The sequence below is a fragment of the Vibrio sp. Evd11 genome (assembly GCF_900382755.1).
GTDB lineage: Bacteria > Pseudomonadota > Gammaproteobacteria > Enterobacterales > Vibrionaceae > Vibrio > Vibrio lentus.
On sequence record NZ_OSDX01000002.1, the window covers coordinates 43,519 to 58,861 of the forward strand.

Sequence of the window (15,343 nt, forward strand, 5' to 3'; positions counted from 1 at the left end):
TAACTGCTTCACTGAAATTAAGTAACTCAGAAAAACAACCAACGGAGAAATACACTACAGCAGCATCATTGATGCTATAAACATTAAAAATACCGCAAAGAATTTTTTCAACACTGGCGTTGGCAGTTGAGTCGCCAACTTAGCGCCAATTCGAGTGGTCAACACTGAGGTGCAAGATATCGCAACCAAAGCGGGTAGATACACGTAGCCTAAACTGAAAGCGGGTAAATCGTTAACTGATGAACCATGCCAAATGAATCCCAGCATCCCTGAAATCGCAATGACACAGCCGCATACTGAAGATGAACCTACGGCTTTGCGCATTTCCACACCGTGATGATTCAGGAAAGGCACAGATAGAGACCCTCCACCGATACCCGCTAAGCTCGATACCACTCCAATTCCGCCACCATACATCATCGTCTTTGCCGAACTAGGCATTACTTTTTGGCTTGTTGAACGAATGGATAGCAGCATTTGCAATGCCAATACCAAGACAATCACACCAAATACCTTCGGCAAATATTGCGCGGGAATAACGTCTGCGATGAAAGAACCTAGGAAGCCACCGACCACTACTCCAGGCATCAGCCACTTCACAACAAAGATCTCGACGTTGCCTAGCTTTAGGTGATTAATCGCAGAAGATCCGGAGGTAACAATAATGGTTGATAACGAAGTCGCTAACGCCATCTGCATTGCAAACTCTTGAGGAATACCCGCTTTAGGAAGCAAAAACAGCAAGGCTGGAACCACCAGCAAACCACCACCAATGCCCAGCAAACCCGCTAAAACACCAACAACAGCACCAAGGCCTGCCAACAAGCCAATGAGTTCGTATGACACGTTAAATCCTATTTTTTACCCGCTCGAATGAAGCCTGTAAATTCACGCTCTTCGAAATAGTTGAGCATCATACTATAGATGTCACTTCCATACGGTTTTGATAGCGCCTCATTTGCCAAATCTTGCAGTTCACTAAGCTTAGATTGACGAATCAAATACTTAGTCCTTGCGACATTTGAGGTATTCATACTTAACGTCTCATACCCTAACCCAATCAAGAGCAATGCGCCCATTGGATCACCCGCGAGCTCTCCACATATACACACAGGCAATTGATATTGCTTACAAGTATCATGGATGTGTTTCAATGCCATGATCACTGCAGGGTGCATGGATTCATAGACATCAGAGACGCGGGAATTGTTCCGGTCAACCGCCAATAAATATTGAGTTAAGTCATTGGTGCCCACCGAAACGAAATCAACTTTATCCGCAATAAGCGGAAGAAGGTAAAGCATTGATGGTACTTCGATCATGATACCAATGCGTGGCATACGCACTCGGTTATCAAGCTCGTGCACTTCGTCATAGGCTTGCTCGATGAGTTGAACAGTATCATCCAGTTCTTGAGTGCTAGAGATCATCGGCAACAAGATACTCAAGTTCTGGCTATCACAACTCGCACGTAACATCGCACGCAATTGGATAATAAAGATGTCGGGATGATCAAGGGTAAAACGAATGCCACGCCAGCCAAGAAATGGATTGTCTTCTTCTATTGGGAAGTAAGGTAACGCCTTATCGCCACCAATATCCAAAGTTCGCATCACAACTTGTTTCTCAGGGTAACTCGCGAGCACAGAGCGATACTGCTTGAACTGTTCGTCTTCTGACGGGAACCTTTGTTGTAACAAGAAAGAGATTTCTGTTCGATACAGGCCTACGCCATCCACCCCTTGGTTGATCGCAATATTGGTGTCGGCACTTAAGCCCGCATTAAGCAAGATCTCGACCTGTCGGTCATCTTGGGTTTTTGCAGGTAAGTATAATTCTCGGTTAACCATAGAGGAGAGTTCACTCTCTTCTAGAATTAGCCCTTGGTACTCGCTCAGTAGGCTCTGAGTCGGCTCAATAAAGATCTCACCGCTGTAACCATCGACAATCGCTTGTTTGCCATTGGCTTGAGCTAGGTTGAGATTTACCCCCATTACCGAAGGGATGCCTAATGCGCGAGATAAAATAGCCGCGTGCGAGTTCGCCGCCCCTTCCAAAGAAACGACAGCTAATAACTTCTCTTTCGGAATAGACGCTAAGACAGAAGCCGTTAACTCACGTACCACCAAGATAATCGGTTTATCTAGAGTACGCAGTTCGTGCTCTGAGTTGTGAAGGAAATACAGCAGCCTTTGACCCAACTCGCGAATGTCTTGCGCCCTCTCTCGAAGGTAGACATCAGACATACGGGCAAAGCGATTCGAGTAACTCTCAACAACCTGTCTCAATGCCCAATCGGCTTTATCGCCTTTCTGGATTTGACTCTTTAGATCCTTACGCAACATCGGATCGTTGAGTAAGTGAGTAAACAGATCAAAGATCGCCAACGCGTCTTTATTGATTTCACTGTCTAAACGCTTTCGCATGCGCTTAAAGTCATTGAGGGCATTTTCGACGGCAACAGCCAACAACTCATGCTCTCTTTCAACATTGAGCGTCGATGCTGGATAAACATCGGTTAATTCAGGTTGGGTGTTGTCCCACCATAAATCACCGATCGCAACGCCCGATGACGCAGCAATACCCTTGGTCACAGGTAGCTTCTGTTGCTCAAGAAGCCAATGGCCTTGAGTTTGGGCATGCGCCACAATAACCGCAAGTTGAGCAGAGAGAGTGACAAGGAAAGACTCTTCCATTTCACTGAATAAACGAGGGGATTTCTGTTGAATAACCAAAACACCAAGCACTTGCTTGCGATGGATAATCGGAGTGCCTAGAAAAGAGTGATAAACACTTTCTCCTAGTTCTGGAAAAAACTTATAAGCTGGGTGAGCAGATGCCTGAGCAAGGTTAATAGGCTCAGCACTTCTTTTGACAAGGCCAACTAAGCCTTCGTCAAAACCAATCTGAATACTATTCCCTTCAAAGATCAGGCCTTGAGTTGCCATCAACTCAAGGCGCTGCATATCATTATTCGCTAGATACACGGTGCAGCACTCTGTCTGCATCGCACTGCATGTCTCTTTCACCAAAATATCAAGAGCCGTCGACACATCTTCAACTCTTGATACGTGTTCAACTATTTCCCTTAGTTGGCTGAGCATGCTTAACCTCTACGCAATTTGCGTTTTCCTTTTGTTTTTCGCTCTTTAAACGGCATTGCTAAAGATGCGAATTCTTTCATTGCTCGACGGTAAACATCTCGCTTGAAAGAAACAACTTGTCGAACTGGGTACCAGTAACTCACCCAACGCCAACCATCAAACTCAGGTGTACTTCCACGCTGCATATTGATATGCGATTCATCGCAATCTAAGCGCAAAAGAAACCACTTCTGTTTTTGTCCAATACAGACAGGTTTCGAATCCCACCGAACCAGTCGTTTGGGTAGCTTATAGCGTAACCAATGACGACTTGTCGCGACGATTTTTACATCCTTTTTTGTAAGGCCAACCTCTTCATACAACTCGCGGTACATTGCCTGTTCCGGAGTTTCACCTTCATCTATTCCCCCTTGAGGGAATTGCCATGAATGTTGCCCGTATCGTTTAGCCCAGAAGACCTGACCATGGTTGTTACAGATTACAATACCAACATTTAATCGGTAACCATCGCCATCTATCACTGGCCAACCTCTATCTAAATTTTTAATTACACTGATTTTTCCACATATCCCCAATTGGAGCAAACTTAGTGACGTGACAAGCGCTATATTTATGACTATTAACTAAGAATATGGATAAGTTTTGCTCAAATCTTAGTTACCCACATAAGAGTGAGACATAGACCACATTTATTCACCTTTTCTGTGAATAACTATGTGAAGAATTACCCGCAATCGTTTTTTTTAATCCATACATTCATCAACACCTAAAGTAGCCCCTCGCCATTAACAATAAAAAACACATAAAAATCAATAACTTAAAAACAAAATCATAAAATAAACAATCTTCAAAAACCAAAAGATCTTTTCAAAATCAAACATGGTTAAAGATCAACCACTCCGCTGCTTATCCACACTGGTGGGTCAAAGATTCATTTTGAACCCCATTTAGCAAGCATTTTATCCACCATAAACCCCTGTTTATTTATACACTAAATTAATATTTCAATTAATTACCTTCATGACCTGTGGATAACCATGAGTTTGATCCCTTTTATAGCAATGAGATCATTTCTTAACCAGTCGGCATTTGGTGATAACTTCTGATAAAATCATTTTTTTGATCATGCCTTTTATTATGAAACCAGAACCACAAACACAACAAGAGCTCTTAGACAGAGCGTATGCTATCGCCGGAATGACATTCAAAGAGCTCGCAGATGAAGCTGAGATGATCATGCCAAACGATCTTAAGCGCGATAAAGGCTGGGTTGGGCAACTATTAGAATGGCATTTGGGTGCAGCGGCAGGCAGTAAGCCAGAGCAAGATTTTGCTAAGTTAGGGATCGAACTAAAAAGTATTCCTATTGGTTATTCTGGCAAGCCTTTAGAAACAACCTTTGTCTGTGTCGCCCCCTTAATGGGAATACAAGGATTAACATGGGAAACCAGTCACGTCCGAAACAAGCTCTCTAAAGTGTTGTGGATCCCCGTTGAAGGTGAACGAGAGATCCCGCTTGCAGAAAGACATGTCGGATCCCCTTTACTCTGGACGCCAACCCCAGCGGAAGACGAGATCTTAAAAAGGGATTGGGAAGAACTGATGGAGTTAATCGTGTTAGGCAATGTTGAGCAGATCACAGCAAGGCACGGAGAAGCATTGCATTTGCGACCGAAAGCAGCAAACAGCCGAGTATTAACAGAAGCGTATGGTGCGAGTGGAAAGCCTATCAAGACCAAACCTCGTGGTTTCTACCTACGAACCCAGTTCACCCATAACTTGCTCACAACACACTACGCATAAATAGCTCACAGCCACTGTGCCTAGCGATTAATACTTGCTTCGCCAATGACTAACGCAATGGATGACATTGGTTGTCGTGTGTTACAGGGACGTTCTAATGCGGCTTTAGAGCTAGCTCTATATCGCAGTAGCTTTGGTTGGGTTCATTACCAAACTCATCATACGCGTTGTGCAAGCGAAGGTAGGCCTTTTCAAAGCCGAGCCGGAGCAACTCCTCTTTCACTTGATCCAAGGATCCAAAGTGAAGCGGTTCTCCGTCTTGCTTAACGGGTTCCAACTTGTGTTTATATTCTACCGCCAATAGATATTCCGAGATATCGGAACAGCCAATAACGTACACTTTAGGTGTTTGATAAGAGTCTTTATGCTTTCCATGTAACCACATGTCTAATTGATGCTTTTGCATAGCCTGCCTCCATTGCTACATAAAGCTTAGTAGAACTCTTTTCCTTTACTAGATAACGACTTAAAAAATCATACATAACGGCTTAAAAAAGCAAAAAAGAGAAGCAAGTGCTTCTCTTTTTTGGCCAGATCTAGTTCAAAAGCTTGTGCTTTCGACGCCATAACTATCGCTGATGTTTATCTTAAGGGGTGAAAGGCGCTATCACCCCACAAGATTACGTCGGTATTCGCGCGCTTAAGACTCGACGAAGATGACGAACTCGGCGCTCAATCGTGACAACTTCAGGCTCAGAAAAACCAATTGGTCGACCATCGGCTTCAAGGCCAATATCTCTCAATAAGTGGGTATTGTTCCATGGTAGATCATATGAACTACGACGAACTTTTCGTTGCCATTCACGCTCTTCACGACGAAGGTCTGCACGGATAAGGACTGTTGCTAGTTTTAAATATACTGAGTGACGCATAATAACTCTCCAGTTGTGGAATAAACTGAGGAAAAATAGCGTTCTAGATAGTATGAGGGCTTCTCACTTAGCTGCTATTTTTCCGCAGCCAAATAAGGGTACGGATCTATTAGTTAGGTTTATCTTGGGTGTTTCGATCGGCCATGGCTGATGCTTGTGACATAACAGTCACCATGTCAGTACACGGATCAAACGACGCGCAAATATGCTGTATAAAATCGAAATGTTTCATTTGCGCCTCCAAACTAACTAAAAAATCCAAAAAGAAATGAGATAATAAAAGCAAATAAGTCTTTGTTAAACCATTGCTTTCACGGTTAAAGTCTAACCAAGTGTGTATATTATTCAACCGATAATTGATTAACAATTTCAAAACAAATGATTCACCCAAAATATCAGTTGCATATCACTTTATATATAACATATTCACTATGATTATATAAAATCACAGAACATCTCTCTTAACGACCAAGCGTCCAATAGCTCAATCTATCAGCCAGCAACTGCCAACTGGAAGTTGTAGCGGTGGGTAACAAAAAAGCCACGCATCATGCGTGGCTCTTAGATTGACACTAACCGGATAAAATCGATTCATTGAGAGTTCTAAACAACACCTTCAGAAATAAGGCTATGTTTGTTCAGCAATCGGTACATGGTTGCGCGCGAAACTCCAAGTTCCTTAGCAGCCAACGATACTTGACCACCATAAGATTCCAGAACAATCAGCAACGCATCTCGCTCTGAACGCTCACGGATACTTTTGAGGCTACGGCGCTCATCATTTTGCTTAGGTAAATCCAGTTGATGATCTTCAATGATCACCGAGTCCGACATCAACACCACGCGTTTGATTTGGTTCATCAGCTCACGGACATTGCCCGGCCAGTGATAACGATTCATCGATCGAAGCGCTTCGTCAGAGAAACTCTTGGCTTGAGCATTAAACTCTTTCGAATACTGACGTAAGAAATGATTGGCCAACACTGAGATATCACTAACCCGCTCTTTTAAGCTCGGAACCTGAATTCGTAGAACATTGATGTAGTGGTAAAGCTCTTCATTGAAGTCACCCTTAATCAATGCCTTTTCAATATCAGAAGAGTTAGCCGCCAGAATACGAACATCCACCGATTTCGATCCAGTCTCCGTCTCTACCTTGCCTTCTTGCAAGAAGCGCAACAGATTCAACTGTTGATTGCGGGGCATCGCCAACACATCATTGAGTAATATCGTGCCACCGTCCGCCTCTTCCAACATACAGGGGGCAACATCAGATAGGGCTGAAATGCCGAAGACTTCAGACTCAATTCTCATCTCAGACAGAGCTCGGCAATTGACTGTTAAAAATGGCTTTTGCGCGCGCGAAGAGTTTTGATGAATAGAGCGTGCAATCGTCTCTTTGCCTGCCCCACTCTCGCCATAAATTAAGATACTGACATCTGTCGGCCCAATACGCTTTACTTGGTCTCTTAGGCGCTTTACTGCCACCGAGTCGCCCAACAAGCCCATATTGTTGTTAATGCCGTAGTTTGGCCATACTTTCTGCTCAAGCTTAAGCATCCCAAGCTGGTGACCTATGGTACTCAGTAGCTGTGCATCTGGAATGGGCGCCGTGAAAAAGTCGATACAGAAGTTAACGATAAACTGGCAAATAGTATCGGAGCTTAATTGCGATTCACGGATAAAGGCGAGCCATCTAACCTGCTTATTGTTACTCACCAAGTTTGCAATGCCATTTAGGCTGAACTCATCATGGCTAAGGTCCACAATGCCAATGCATGGGCCTATGTCGGCAATCAATGCATCGGCTTTTCGTAAATCTGCACACTGGGTACACTGCCAACCCACTTGTTCTAATACAGATAACCAGGGTTCGTACGCACCACCAACGACGATAAGAGAACCTGGTAAGGAATCCATCTTAAATTGAGTTCCCATCCTTCTTCCTTATTCTATTTTTATTTAAATCAGGCTAATACGAGTCACTGCTTCATCGTTCGACAAAAATGCCGCGAGATCATATTCAGCGCAGAGACGTATAGTAGTGAGACTATCTTAGATTTTTTGTCTCAATAGTAAGACTATGTCAGAAATAATGATTTTTCGAATCAAGAGTGCGGTACAGGCAAGGTTTTGGACACTTATAAACAGAAAAAGCCACCCGAAGGTGGCTTTTAAATTGAATCGGCTGTTACAGCCTGTCAGCGAAAATTACGCTTGAGGACGCATTGCCGGGAACAAGATCACGTCACGGATTGTGTGCGTGTTAGTAAATAGCATCGCTAGGCGATCGATACCAATACCTTGACCCGCTGTTGGCGGTAGGCCGTGCTCTAGTGCAGTAATGTAGTCTGCATCGTAGTACATAGCTTCGTCATCACCCGCGTCTTTTGCGTTAACTTGTGCTTTGAAACGCTCGTCTTGGTCTTGTGCATCGTTAAGCTCAGAGAAACCGTTCGCTACTTCACGGCCACCGATAAAGAACTCAAAGCGGTCTGTGAAGAATGGGTTGCTGTCGCTACGACGAGCCAGTGGAGAGATGTCCGCTGGGTAACCCGTGATGAACGTTGGTTGAATTAGCTGAGGCTCAGCCGTTTCACCAAAGATCTCTTCAAGAAGCTGACCACATGTCCAGAACTTCTCAACGTACAGACCCACTTCTTCTGCAATTTTAACCATCAATTCTCTGTTCTGAAGATCATCTTCAGTCAGAGCTTGAATGTTTGCATTTTCAGGTGTGTAGTGTTTGATTGCATCGAACATGCTCATGCGAGCGTAAGTGCCACCGAACTCAACGGTTTCGTCACCGTAAGGCATAGAAGTAGAACCAAGAACGTCCATCGCTGCTGTGCTTAGCATCTCTTCCGTTAGATCCATTAGATCTTTGTAGTCAGAGTACGCTTGGTAGAATTCCATCATTGTGAATTCTGGGTTGTGACGTGGAGAAAGACCTTCGTTACGGAAGTTACGGTTGATCTCGAATACACGGTCAAAACCACCAACTACTAGACGCTTAAGGTAAAGCTCAGGTGCAACACGTAGGTACATGTCGATGTCTAGTGCGTTGTGATGAGTGATGAATGGACGTGCTGTTGCACCACCTGGGATCACGTGCATCATTGGCGTTTCAACTTCTAGGTAGCCTTTGGAGCTCATGAAGTTACGGATTGAAGACACAAGCTTAGAACGCACGATGAATGTGTTACGAGAGTCTTCGTTCACGATTAGGTCAACGTAACGCTGACGGTAACGCATTTCTTGGTCAGTTAGACCGTGGAACTTCTCTGGCAGAGGACGAAGTGCTTTCGTTAGCAATTCAAACTCTTCCATGTTCACGTAAAGGTCGCCTTTACCAGACTTGTGAAGCGCACCTTTAACACCGATGATGTCACCGATATCTAGGCCTTGGTACTTCTCTTTTAGTACTTTTTGAACGTCTTTCGCTGCGTATGCTTGGATACGACCAGAAGTTTCTTGAATCGCAAGGAATGGACCACGCTTCGCCATAATACGACCAGCGATCGCAACGATGTGGTTAAGCTCTTCTAGCTCTTCCTTAGTCTTCTCACCGAATTCCGCTTGAAGGTCGCCAGCTAGGTGCTCACGACGGAAGTCATTTGGGTGACCGTTAGCTTTGCAGTTCAGGCGGATGTGATCCAGCTTGCTGCGGCGCTCAGCGATTAGTTTGTTCTCTTCAGGTGAAGAAGCTTCTTGTGCGTTTTCGTTTTGAACAGCATCAGTCATTAGAGATGTACCCTGCTTTTATAATTTGGACAGCTATATTTTTTCAAATATAGGCATTTTTACCAATATTATTGGTAAAGCTTAATAGTTGGTAAAGCTTACAGACCTGATTTCAGGCTAGCTTCAATAAACTTGTCTAAGTCACCGTCAAGAACCGCTTGAGTGTTACGGTTTTCGATGCCGGTGCGCAAATCTTTGATACGAGAATCATCCAGTACGTAAGAGCGGATTTGACTGCCCCAACCGATGTCTGATTTCGTTTCTTCGCTCGCTTGTTTTTCAGCATTTTGTTTTTGAATCTCAAGTTCAAAAAGCTTAGCACGTAGCTGCTTCATCGCTTGATCTTTGTTCTTATGCTGCGAACGGTCATTCTGACATTGAACCACTGTGTTGGTTGGAACGTGAGTAATACGTACCGCCGATTCAGTGGTGTTTACGTGCTGACCACCAGCGCCAGAGGCACGGTATACGTCAATACGTAAGTCAGAAGGATTAATGTCGATCGTAATGTTGTCATCAATCTCTGGGTAGATAAACGCAGATGCAAATGAAGTATGACGACGGCCACTTGAATCAAATGGTGACTTACGAACCAAACGGTGAACACCAGTCTCTGTACGTAACCAACCATAAGCGTATTCGCCAGAAATACGTACCGTTGCGCCTTTAAGGCCAGCAACATCACCATCAGACACTTCGATAACTTCAGTCTTGAAGCCTTTCGAATCTGCCCAACGTAAGTACATGCGCAACATCATTGAAGTCCAGTCTTGAGCTTCTGTACCGCCCGAGCCTGACTGTAAATCGATGTAGCAATCTGATGCGTCGTGATCGCCAGCAAACATACGACGGAATTCCAGTTTTTCTAGCTTAGCTTCTAGCTCAGCCAGTTCTGGTTCAATTTCGTCAAACGTTTCTTGGTCTTCTTCTTCAACCGCAAGCTCTAATAGACCTTCAACATCCTCAACACCTTGGTCAAGTAAATCGATTGTTTCTACTACCGCTTCCAATGCAGAACGTTCTTTACCTAGCGCTTGTGCACGCTCAGGTTCGTTCCATACATCCGGTTGTTCTAATTCTGCGTTTACTTCTTCTAGACGCTCTTTCTTAGCGTCATAGTCAAAGATACCCCCTCAGGATATTTGTGCGTTCAGACACATCCTGCAGACGGTTTTTAATAGGATTGATTTCAAACATTTTAGCTCATCATTTATGAGTAGAATTTAACCGAAGAATTGTACTCAAAAGTGTGACGGAGATACAGAATTTTTTAGAGTGGAAAGCCAAGATTCAATAACTTAGTGGGATATAAATTTGACAGGCTGAAAAAGACGTAGGATTTATAAGGGAAAGAAAGAAAACAAGCCCTGTTTTTGAACAGAGCTTGTTGAATTTGGGGCTAAATGGTGAACATCATTTAATGAATGATAACGCTATTTGGCTTCAATATGATCAATCATCAACTGCAAAGATTGGTTGCCACGAAACTCGTTGATATCCAGCTTAAATGCGAGATTCACCGTTTTCACGGACGCATCAGGCCAGCGACGTAAATCAACGTTGAAGGCAATACCATCGATCATTACATTAGTTGGATGGCCTTTGTATAAAGGTTCTAGCATCAATTTAAGGTGTTTCTCACCCACCAACTTTTGATGCAGTACTTTGAACTCACCGTCGAAGATCGGTTCAGGGAACGCTTGTCCCCAAGGACCACCAGAACGCAATGTTTCAGCGGTGTACATTGAGAACTCTTCTGGTAACAGTTCACCATCAGACAAGATGATGCCCTTCAGCGCTGTCTCACCGAGCTCTTTGCGCACAACGTCATCAAACATCTTGCTGAATCGCTCGAAATCTTTTTCCATAATGGTCAAACCGGCCGCCATCGCATGGCCACCAAATTTCAAGATCAAGCCTGGGTTTTGAGTATCGATTCGGTCAAGTGCATCGCGCATGTGCAAACCCGGAATCGAGCGACATGAACCTTTGATACTGCCTTCCCCACCATCAGCGAATGCGATCACTGGGCGGTGGTATTTATCTTTGATACGCGAAGCCAAAATACCAATCACACCTTGGTGCCAATCACGTTGGAACAGGGCTAAGCCGGAAGGCAAGTCGTCTTTACCGAACTCAAGGCGCTCACAAAAAGCCATCGCCTCTTGTTTCATGCCCTCTTCAATCTCTTTACGTGTTTGGTTCAAGCCATCTAACTCGCTGGCCATTCGGCGCGCGGCATGAATGTTATTGCTCATCAACAACTCAACACCAAACGACATATCATCCAATCGGCCTGCAGCATTGATACGTGGGCCAAGTGCAAAACCAAAATCCGAAGCGACCAAACGCTTAGCGTCTCGCTTAGCAATTTCAATCAAGGCCTGAATACCCGGGCGCGCTTTGCCTGCACGGATACGCTGCAAACCTTGATGAACCAAAATACGGTTATTTTCATCGAGTGGTACCACATCGGCAACGGTACCTAACGCAACCAAATCGATCAGTTCCATCAACTTAGGTTCTGTCATGCCATGTTGTGCGAACCAACCCAATTTACGCATATGAACACACAGCGCCATCATCAGGTAAAACGCCACACCCACACCCGCTAGTGCTTTTGAAGGAAATGCACAGCTTTCTAGGTTGGGGTTCACCATCGCATCAGCGATTGGCAGTTCATTACCCGGTAAGTGATGATCAGTAACCAACACATCAAGGCCTTGCTCTTTAGCGAAGCGAACACCGTCAATCGAAGAGACACCGTTGTCCACGGTCATGATCACTTCGGCACCAATCTCAATCGCTTGTTCAACAACCTCTGGGCTCAAGCCGTAGCCATCTTCAAAGCGGTTTGGTACTAAGTAATCGACATTAGAACTGCCCAGCATGCGCAGTGCCAATACCGACAAAGCGGAACTCGTCGCACCATCGGCATCAAAATCACCGACAACGATAATGCGCTTTTGAAGCTTAATCGCATTGAAAAGCAGTTCTACCGCAGCATCGATACCGCCCAGTTTTTGATAGGAGTGTAAGCCTTTCGCAGCCGTCTCCAGTTGCTCAGCACTGTCGATTCCGCGACTCACATAAATACGCTTTAACAAGTCAGGTAAGTGAGCAGGTAAAACTGAAGTATCGACCTCAGGGCGGCGTTGAATCTCTATCATATAAAAATGGGCCCGATATCAATCAGGCCACTCCTTAAATCAAAAACGTGGGGGAATTAAAACAACGAGCGACGAGGTTAGATAACTTTCAACGAGCCTCATCGCTCTGAACAAATCATGCGTTCTAAACCAAACTGATTTGCTCGGAATAAAGCTTACTGCTCTAAACGCTGAAGAAGTTGAGCAGGCGGTAAGTAACCACTCACCAACTCACCACTTGCTAGCACGATAGCAGGTGTACCATTAATACCAAGCTCACGGCCTAGTTGATACTGCTTCGCTATGATTTGCTTCTGCTCGCTAAGGTCTGTGCCCGCTGCTGGCATTTTACGTTCTGCTTTCGCACTGTGCATCGCTGCTTTTGGATCGTCAGAAGCCCAAATGGCTGCCATTTGGTCGGCAACTTGTCCGGTCGCACCTTGGCGAGGGTAAGCCATGTAACGAACGGTAATCCCCAGATCGTTATAGCCTTGCATTTGGCTGTGTAGACGAACACAGTAGCCACACGTAATGTCAGTAAACACCGTCACAACGTACTTTTCATTATCGGCTTTATATTCGATAACCGTATCTGACAATGCCGCGACCTTTTCAGCATTAAGCGGAGCTTGACGCTCGGCCAATACGTCGCTGAACTTACCGTTGTCATCCAAAGAGTAAAGAGTGCCCGCTAGAAAGTGATCGCCCTTTGGAGAAGAAAAGATAATGCCGCTGTTGGTTTGAATTTCTAACAGGCCATCGATATCTGAAGGAACAATCTTCTCTACCTTAATACCGATTTTTTCAAAGCGCTTTGTTAACGCAGCTGTATCAACAGCTTGTGCTGAAGCAACTTCTACGGCTGTTGACGTTTGTTCTACTTTCGCTTCTGATGCATTACATGCAGTAATCATGAGAGGAAGCGCTAATAGAGGAAGACGGCGTAATACGCTCATTAAGTTCACCTTAAAAATAAATGGATTTAAGCACGTGGGTGATGCTGAGCGTGAATTTGCTTCAGCCTTTCAGTCGCCACGTGAGTATAAATTTGGGTTGTCGATAAGTCACTATGCCCAAGCAACATCTGTACGACCCTGAGATCTGCGCCATAGTTCAGTAAATGCGTTGCAAAAGCATGCCTTAATACGTGTGGCGACAATAATTCCGTGTCGATACCCGCTATCACCGAATAATGCTTGATACGATACCAGAACGTTTGACGGGTCATTTGCTTCGCTCGTTTACTCGGAAAAACCACATCCGAACTATTATCACCCAACAATTGTGGGCGACCTTGCTCGATAAATGTCTCTATCCAGTCGACCGCATTTTCGCCCATTGGCACCAAGCGCTCTTTGCCACCTTTACCGATCACACGCACCACACCTTGCCTTAGACTGATGTTTTCCATGGTCAGGCTAACGAGCTCAGTCACACGAAGTCCAGTTGCATAGAGTAACTCAAGCATCGCTTTATCGCGAAGCTCAATGGGGTCGTTTGGATCTGGCGCTTCAAGCAACGAATCCACTTGCTCTTCACTTAAATCTTTCGGTAAGCGCTTCGGCAGTTTCGGGCTGATCAACAGCGCACTAGGATCGTCTGCTCTTACTTTCTCGCGATGTAAATATTGGAACAAACGACGAATGGCAGACAACATACGAGCACGAGATGTCTGCTTGAAATCGGCGTCGGCTAACCAACCTTGATAGTCTTGTAGCCCTGACAGACTAATAAAATCGAGGCGATAATTATGCTTTTCCATCCACGTCAGTAGTTTGGATAAATCCGTACGATAAGAGACGAGTGTATTCTCTGATAACCCTCTCTCCATCCACATAGCATCTAAAAACTGCTCAACGAGACCGTGGTCTGCGCTCTGCCCTTGAGGCGACTGCATAGTGTTACTCACAATATTGGAAACTGTTTTGAGAGTATGTCAGAGCAAATATGAATGCCATAAAAATTACGACTTGAGCGGATAATCGCTGCAATCGAAGTCGATTTATGGTTAGAATTCGCCATCTGAAATTAAAATCGAACGTTTGCTATGAAAATTGGATTATTTTACGGCTCAACCACCTGCTATACCGAAATGGCAGCAGAGAAAATTCGCGGCATTATTGGTGAAGACCTAGTTGATATCCATAACGTGAAAGAAACCCCTCTTTCTTTTATGGCGGACTACGACCTTTTACTGCTTGGTATTTCAACGTGGGATTTCGGTGAAATTCAAGAAGATTGGAATGAGTTGTGGGAAGACATCGCAACCACGCCAATGAAAGGCAAGGTTGTGGCTCTATTTGGTCTAGGCGATCAAGAAGGCTACGGTGAGTGGTTCTTAGATGCGATGGGACTATTGCATGATGAACTGAAAACCGCAGGCGCTGAGTTTGTCGGCTTCTGGCCAAACGATGACAGCTACGAATTCGAAGCATCTAAAGCATTAACAGAAGACAAATCTCAGTTTGTTGGTTTAGCTCTGGATGAAGATTCTCAGTACGAACTCAGCGACGAACGTATCGCAACTTGGGTTGAACAAGTACTGGTCGAGTACAGCGAAAAGCTTTAAGTTCTAAGTTCTAAGTTCTAAGTTCTAAGTTTAAACCGAATCGAACGCTCCGAAACAACAGAATACAAAAAGGCCTCATTACTGCGAAGTAATGAGGCCTTT

14 protein-coding genes are annotated in these 15,343 nt (G+C 44.6%); 2 read left to right on the forward strand and 12 right to left on the reverse strand.

Annotated features, from left to right (window positions below; genetic code table 11):
• Window positions 1-54: 54 nt before the first annotated feature.
• Genes ED652_RS01015 through rppH form a run of 3 tightly spaced genes read right to left on the reverse strand, consistent with a single transcriptional unit; the run spans window position 55 to window position 3,625 of the window.
• Window positions 55-846, reverse strand: a complete 792-nt coding sequence (locus ED652_RS01015) for a sulfite exporter TauE/SafE family protein (RefSeq protein ID WP_065105635.1) — start codon at window positions 844-846, stop codon at window positions 55-57.
• Between the two features lie 8 nt (window positions 847-854).
• Entirely contained in the window at window positions 855-3,104 is a 2,250-nt protein-coding gene (gene ptsP, locus ED652_RS01020; RefSeq protein WP_122053232.1) for a phosphoenolpyruvate--protein phosphotransferase, read from the reverse strand.
• A 2-nt stretch (window positions 3,105-3,106) separates the two neighbouring features.
• Complete coding sequence (rppH, locus tag ED652_RS01025; RefSeq protein WP_009848435.1) at window positions 3,107-3,625, reverse strand: RNA pyrophosphohydrolase; 519 nt, start codon at window positions 3,623-3,625, stop codon at window positions 3,107-3,109.
• Window positions 3,626-4,241: 616 nt separating this feature from the next.
• Between rppH and mutH the strand changes: the two genes are divergently transcribed.
• A complete protein-coding gene (gene mutH, locus ED652_RS01030; RefSeq protein ID WP_122053272.1) occupies window positions 4,242-4,907 on the forward strand; it encodes a DNA mismatch repair endonuclease MutH in 666 nt (221 codons plus the stop codon).
• A gap of 94 nt (window positions 4,908-5,001) precedes the next feature.
• On the opposite strand, the gene ED652_RS01035 is transcribed toward mutH, so the two are convergent.
• The 9 genes from ED652_RS01035 to xerD form a co-directional block, all read right to left on the reverse strand.
• Window positions 5,002-5,313, reverse strand: coding sequence for a DUF6482 family protein (locus tag ED652_RS01035; protein ID WP_122053233.1), 312 nt, complete (start codon window positions 5,311-5,313; stop codon window positions 5,002-5,004).
• A gap of 214 nt (window positions 5,314-5,527) precedes the next feature.
• The gene (locus ED652_RS01040; protein WP_004735015.1) at window positions 5,528-5,779 is read right to left on the reverse strand and encodes a hypothetical protein; all 252 of its coding nucleotides are present in this window, start codon (window positions 5,777-5,779) and stop codon (window positions 5,528-5,530) included.
• A gap of 109 nt (window positions 5,780-5,888) precedes the next feature.
• Window positions 5,889-6,011 (reverse strand): hypothetical protein, encoded by a 123-nt coding sequence (locus ED652_RS24080; RefSeq protein WP_261383289.1) that lies wholly within the window; start codon window positions 6,009-6,011, stop codon window positions 5,889-5,891.
• Between the two features lie 371 nt (window positions 6,012-6,382).
• On the reverse strand, window positions 6,383-7,717 hold the full coding sequence (vpsR, locus tag ED652_RS01050; protein WP_122053234.1) for a cyclic-di-GMP-binding transcriptional regulator VpsR: 1,335 nt from the start codon (window positions 7,715-7,717) through the stop codon (window positions 6,383-6,385).
• A 273-nt stretch (window positions 7,718-7,990) separates the two neighbouring features.
• A complete protein-coding gene (gene lysS / locus ED652_RS01055; protein ID WP_017110548.1) occupies window positions 7,991-9,523 on the reverse strand; it encodes a lysine--tRNA ligase in 1,533 nt (510 codons plus the stop codon).
• A gap of 98 nt (window positions 9,524-9,621) precedes the next feature.
• Window positions 9,622-10,720, reverse strand: a protein-coding gene (gene prfB, locus ED652_RS01060) for a peptide chain release factor 2 (protein WP_099167407.1) whose coding sequence is annotated in 2 segments (ribosomal slippage) — window positions 9,622-10,644 and window positions 10,646-10,720 — 1,098 coding nt in all. Because the reading frame shifts where the segments join, the coding sequence is not laid out codon by codon here.
• 236 nt (window positions 10,721-10,956) lie between these two features.
• A complete protein-coding gene (recJ, locus tag ED652_RS01065; protein WP_102525965.1) occupies window positions 10,957-12,693 on the reverse strand; it encodes a single-stranded-DNA-specific exonuclease RecJ in 1,737 nt (578 codons plus the stop codon).
• A 155-nt stretch (window positions 12,694-12,848) separates the two neighbouring features.
• Complete coding sequence (locus ED652_RS01070) at window positions 12,849-13,628, reverse strand: thioredoxin fold domain-containing protein (protein ID WP_102299853.1); 780 nt, start codon at window positions 13,626-13,628, stop codon at window positions 12,849-12,851.
• A 26-nt stretch (window positions 13,629-13,654) separates the two neighbouring features.
• Window positions 13,655-14,569 carry a site-specific tyrosine recombinase XerD gene (gene xerD, locus ED652_RS01075; protein ID WP_065105633.1) on the reverse strand — a complete coding sequence of 305 codons (915 nt, stop codon included), beginning with the start codon at window positions 14,567-14,569 and terminating at the stop codon, window positions 13,655-13,657.
• Between the two features lie 150 nt (window positions 14,570-14,719).
• Here xerD and fldB point away from each other — a divergent pair, with 150 nt between their 5' ends.
• Window positions 14,720-15,241 carry a flavodoxin FldB gene (gene fldB, locus ED652_RS01080; RefSeq protein WP_004735008.1) on the forward strand — a complete coding sequence of 174 codons (522 nt, stop codon included), beginning with the start codon at window positions 14,720-14,722 and terminating at the stop codon, window positions 15,239-15,241.
• Window positions 15,242-15,343: the final 102 nt, after the last annotated feature.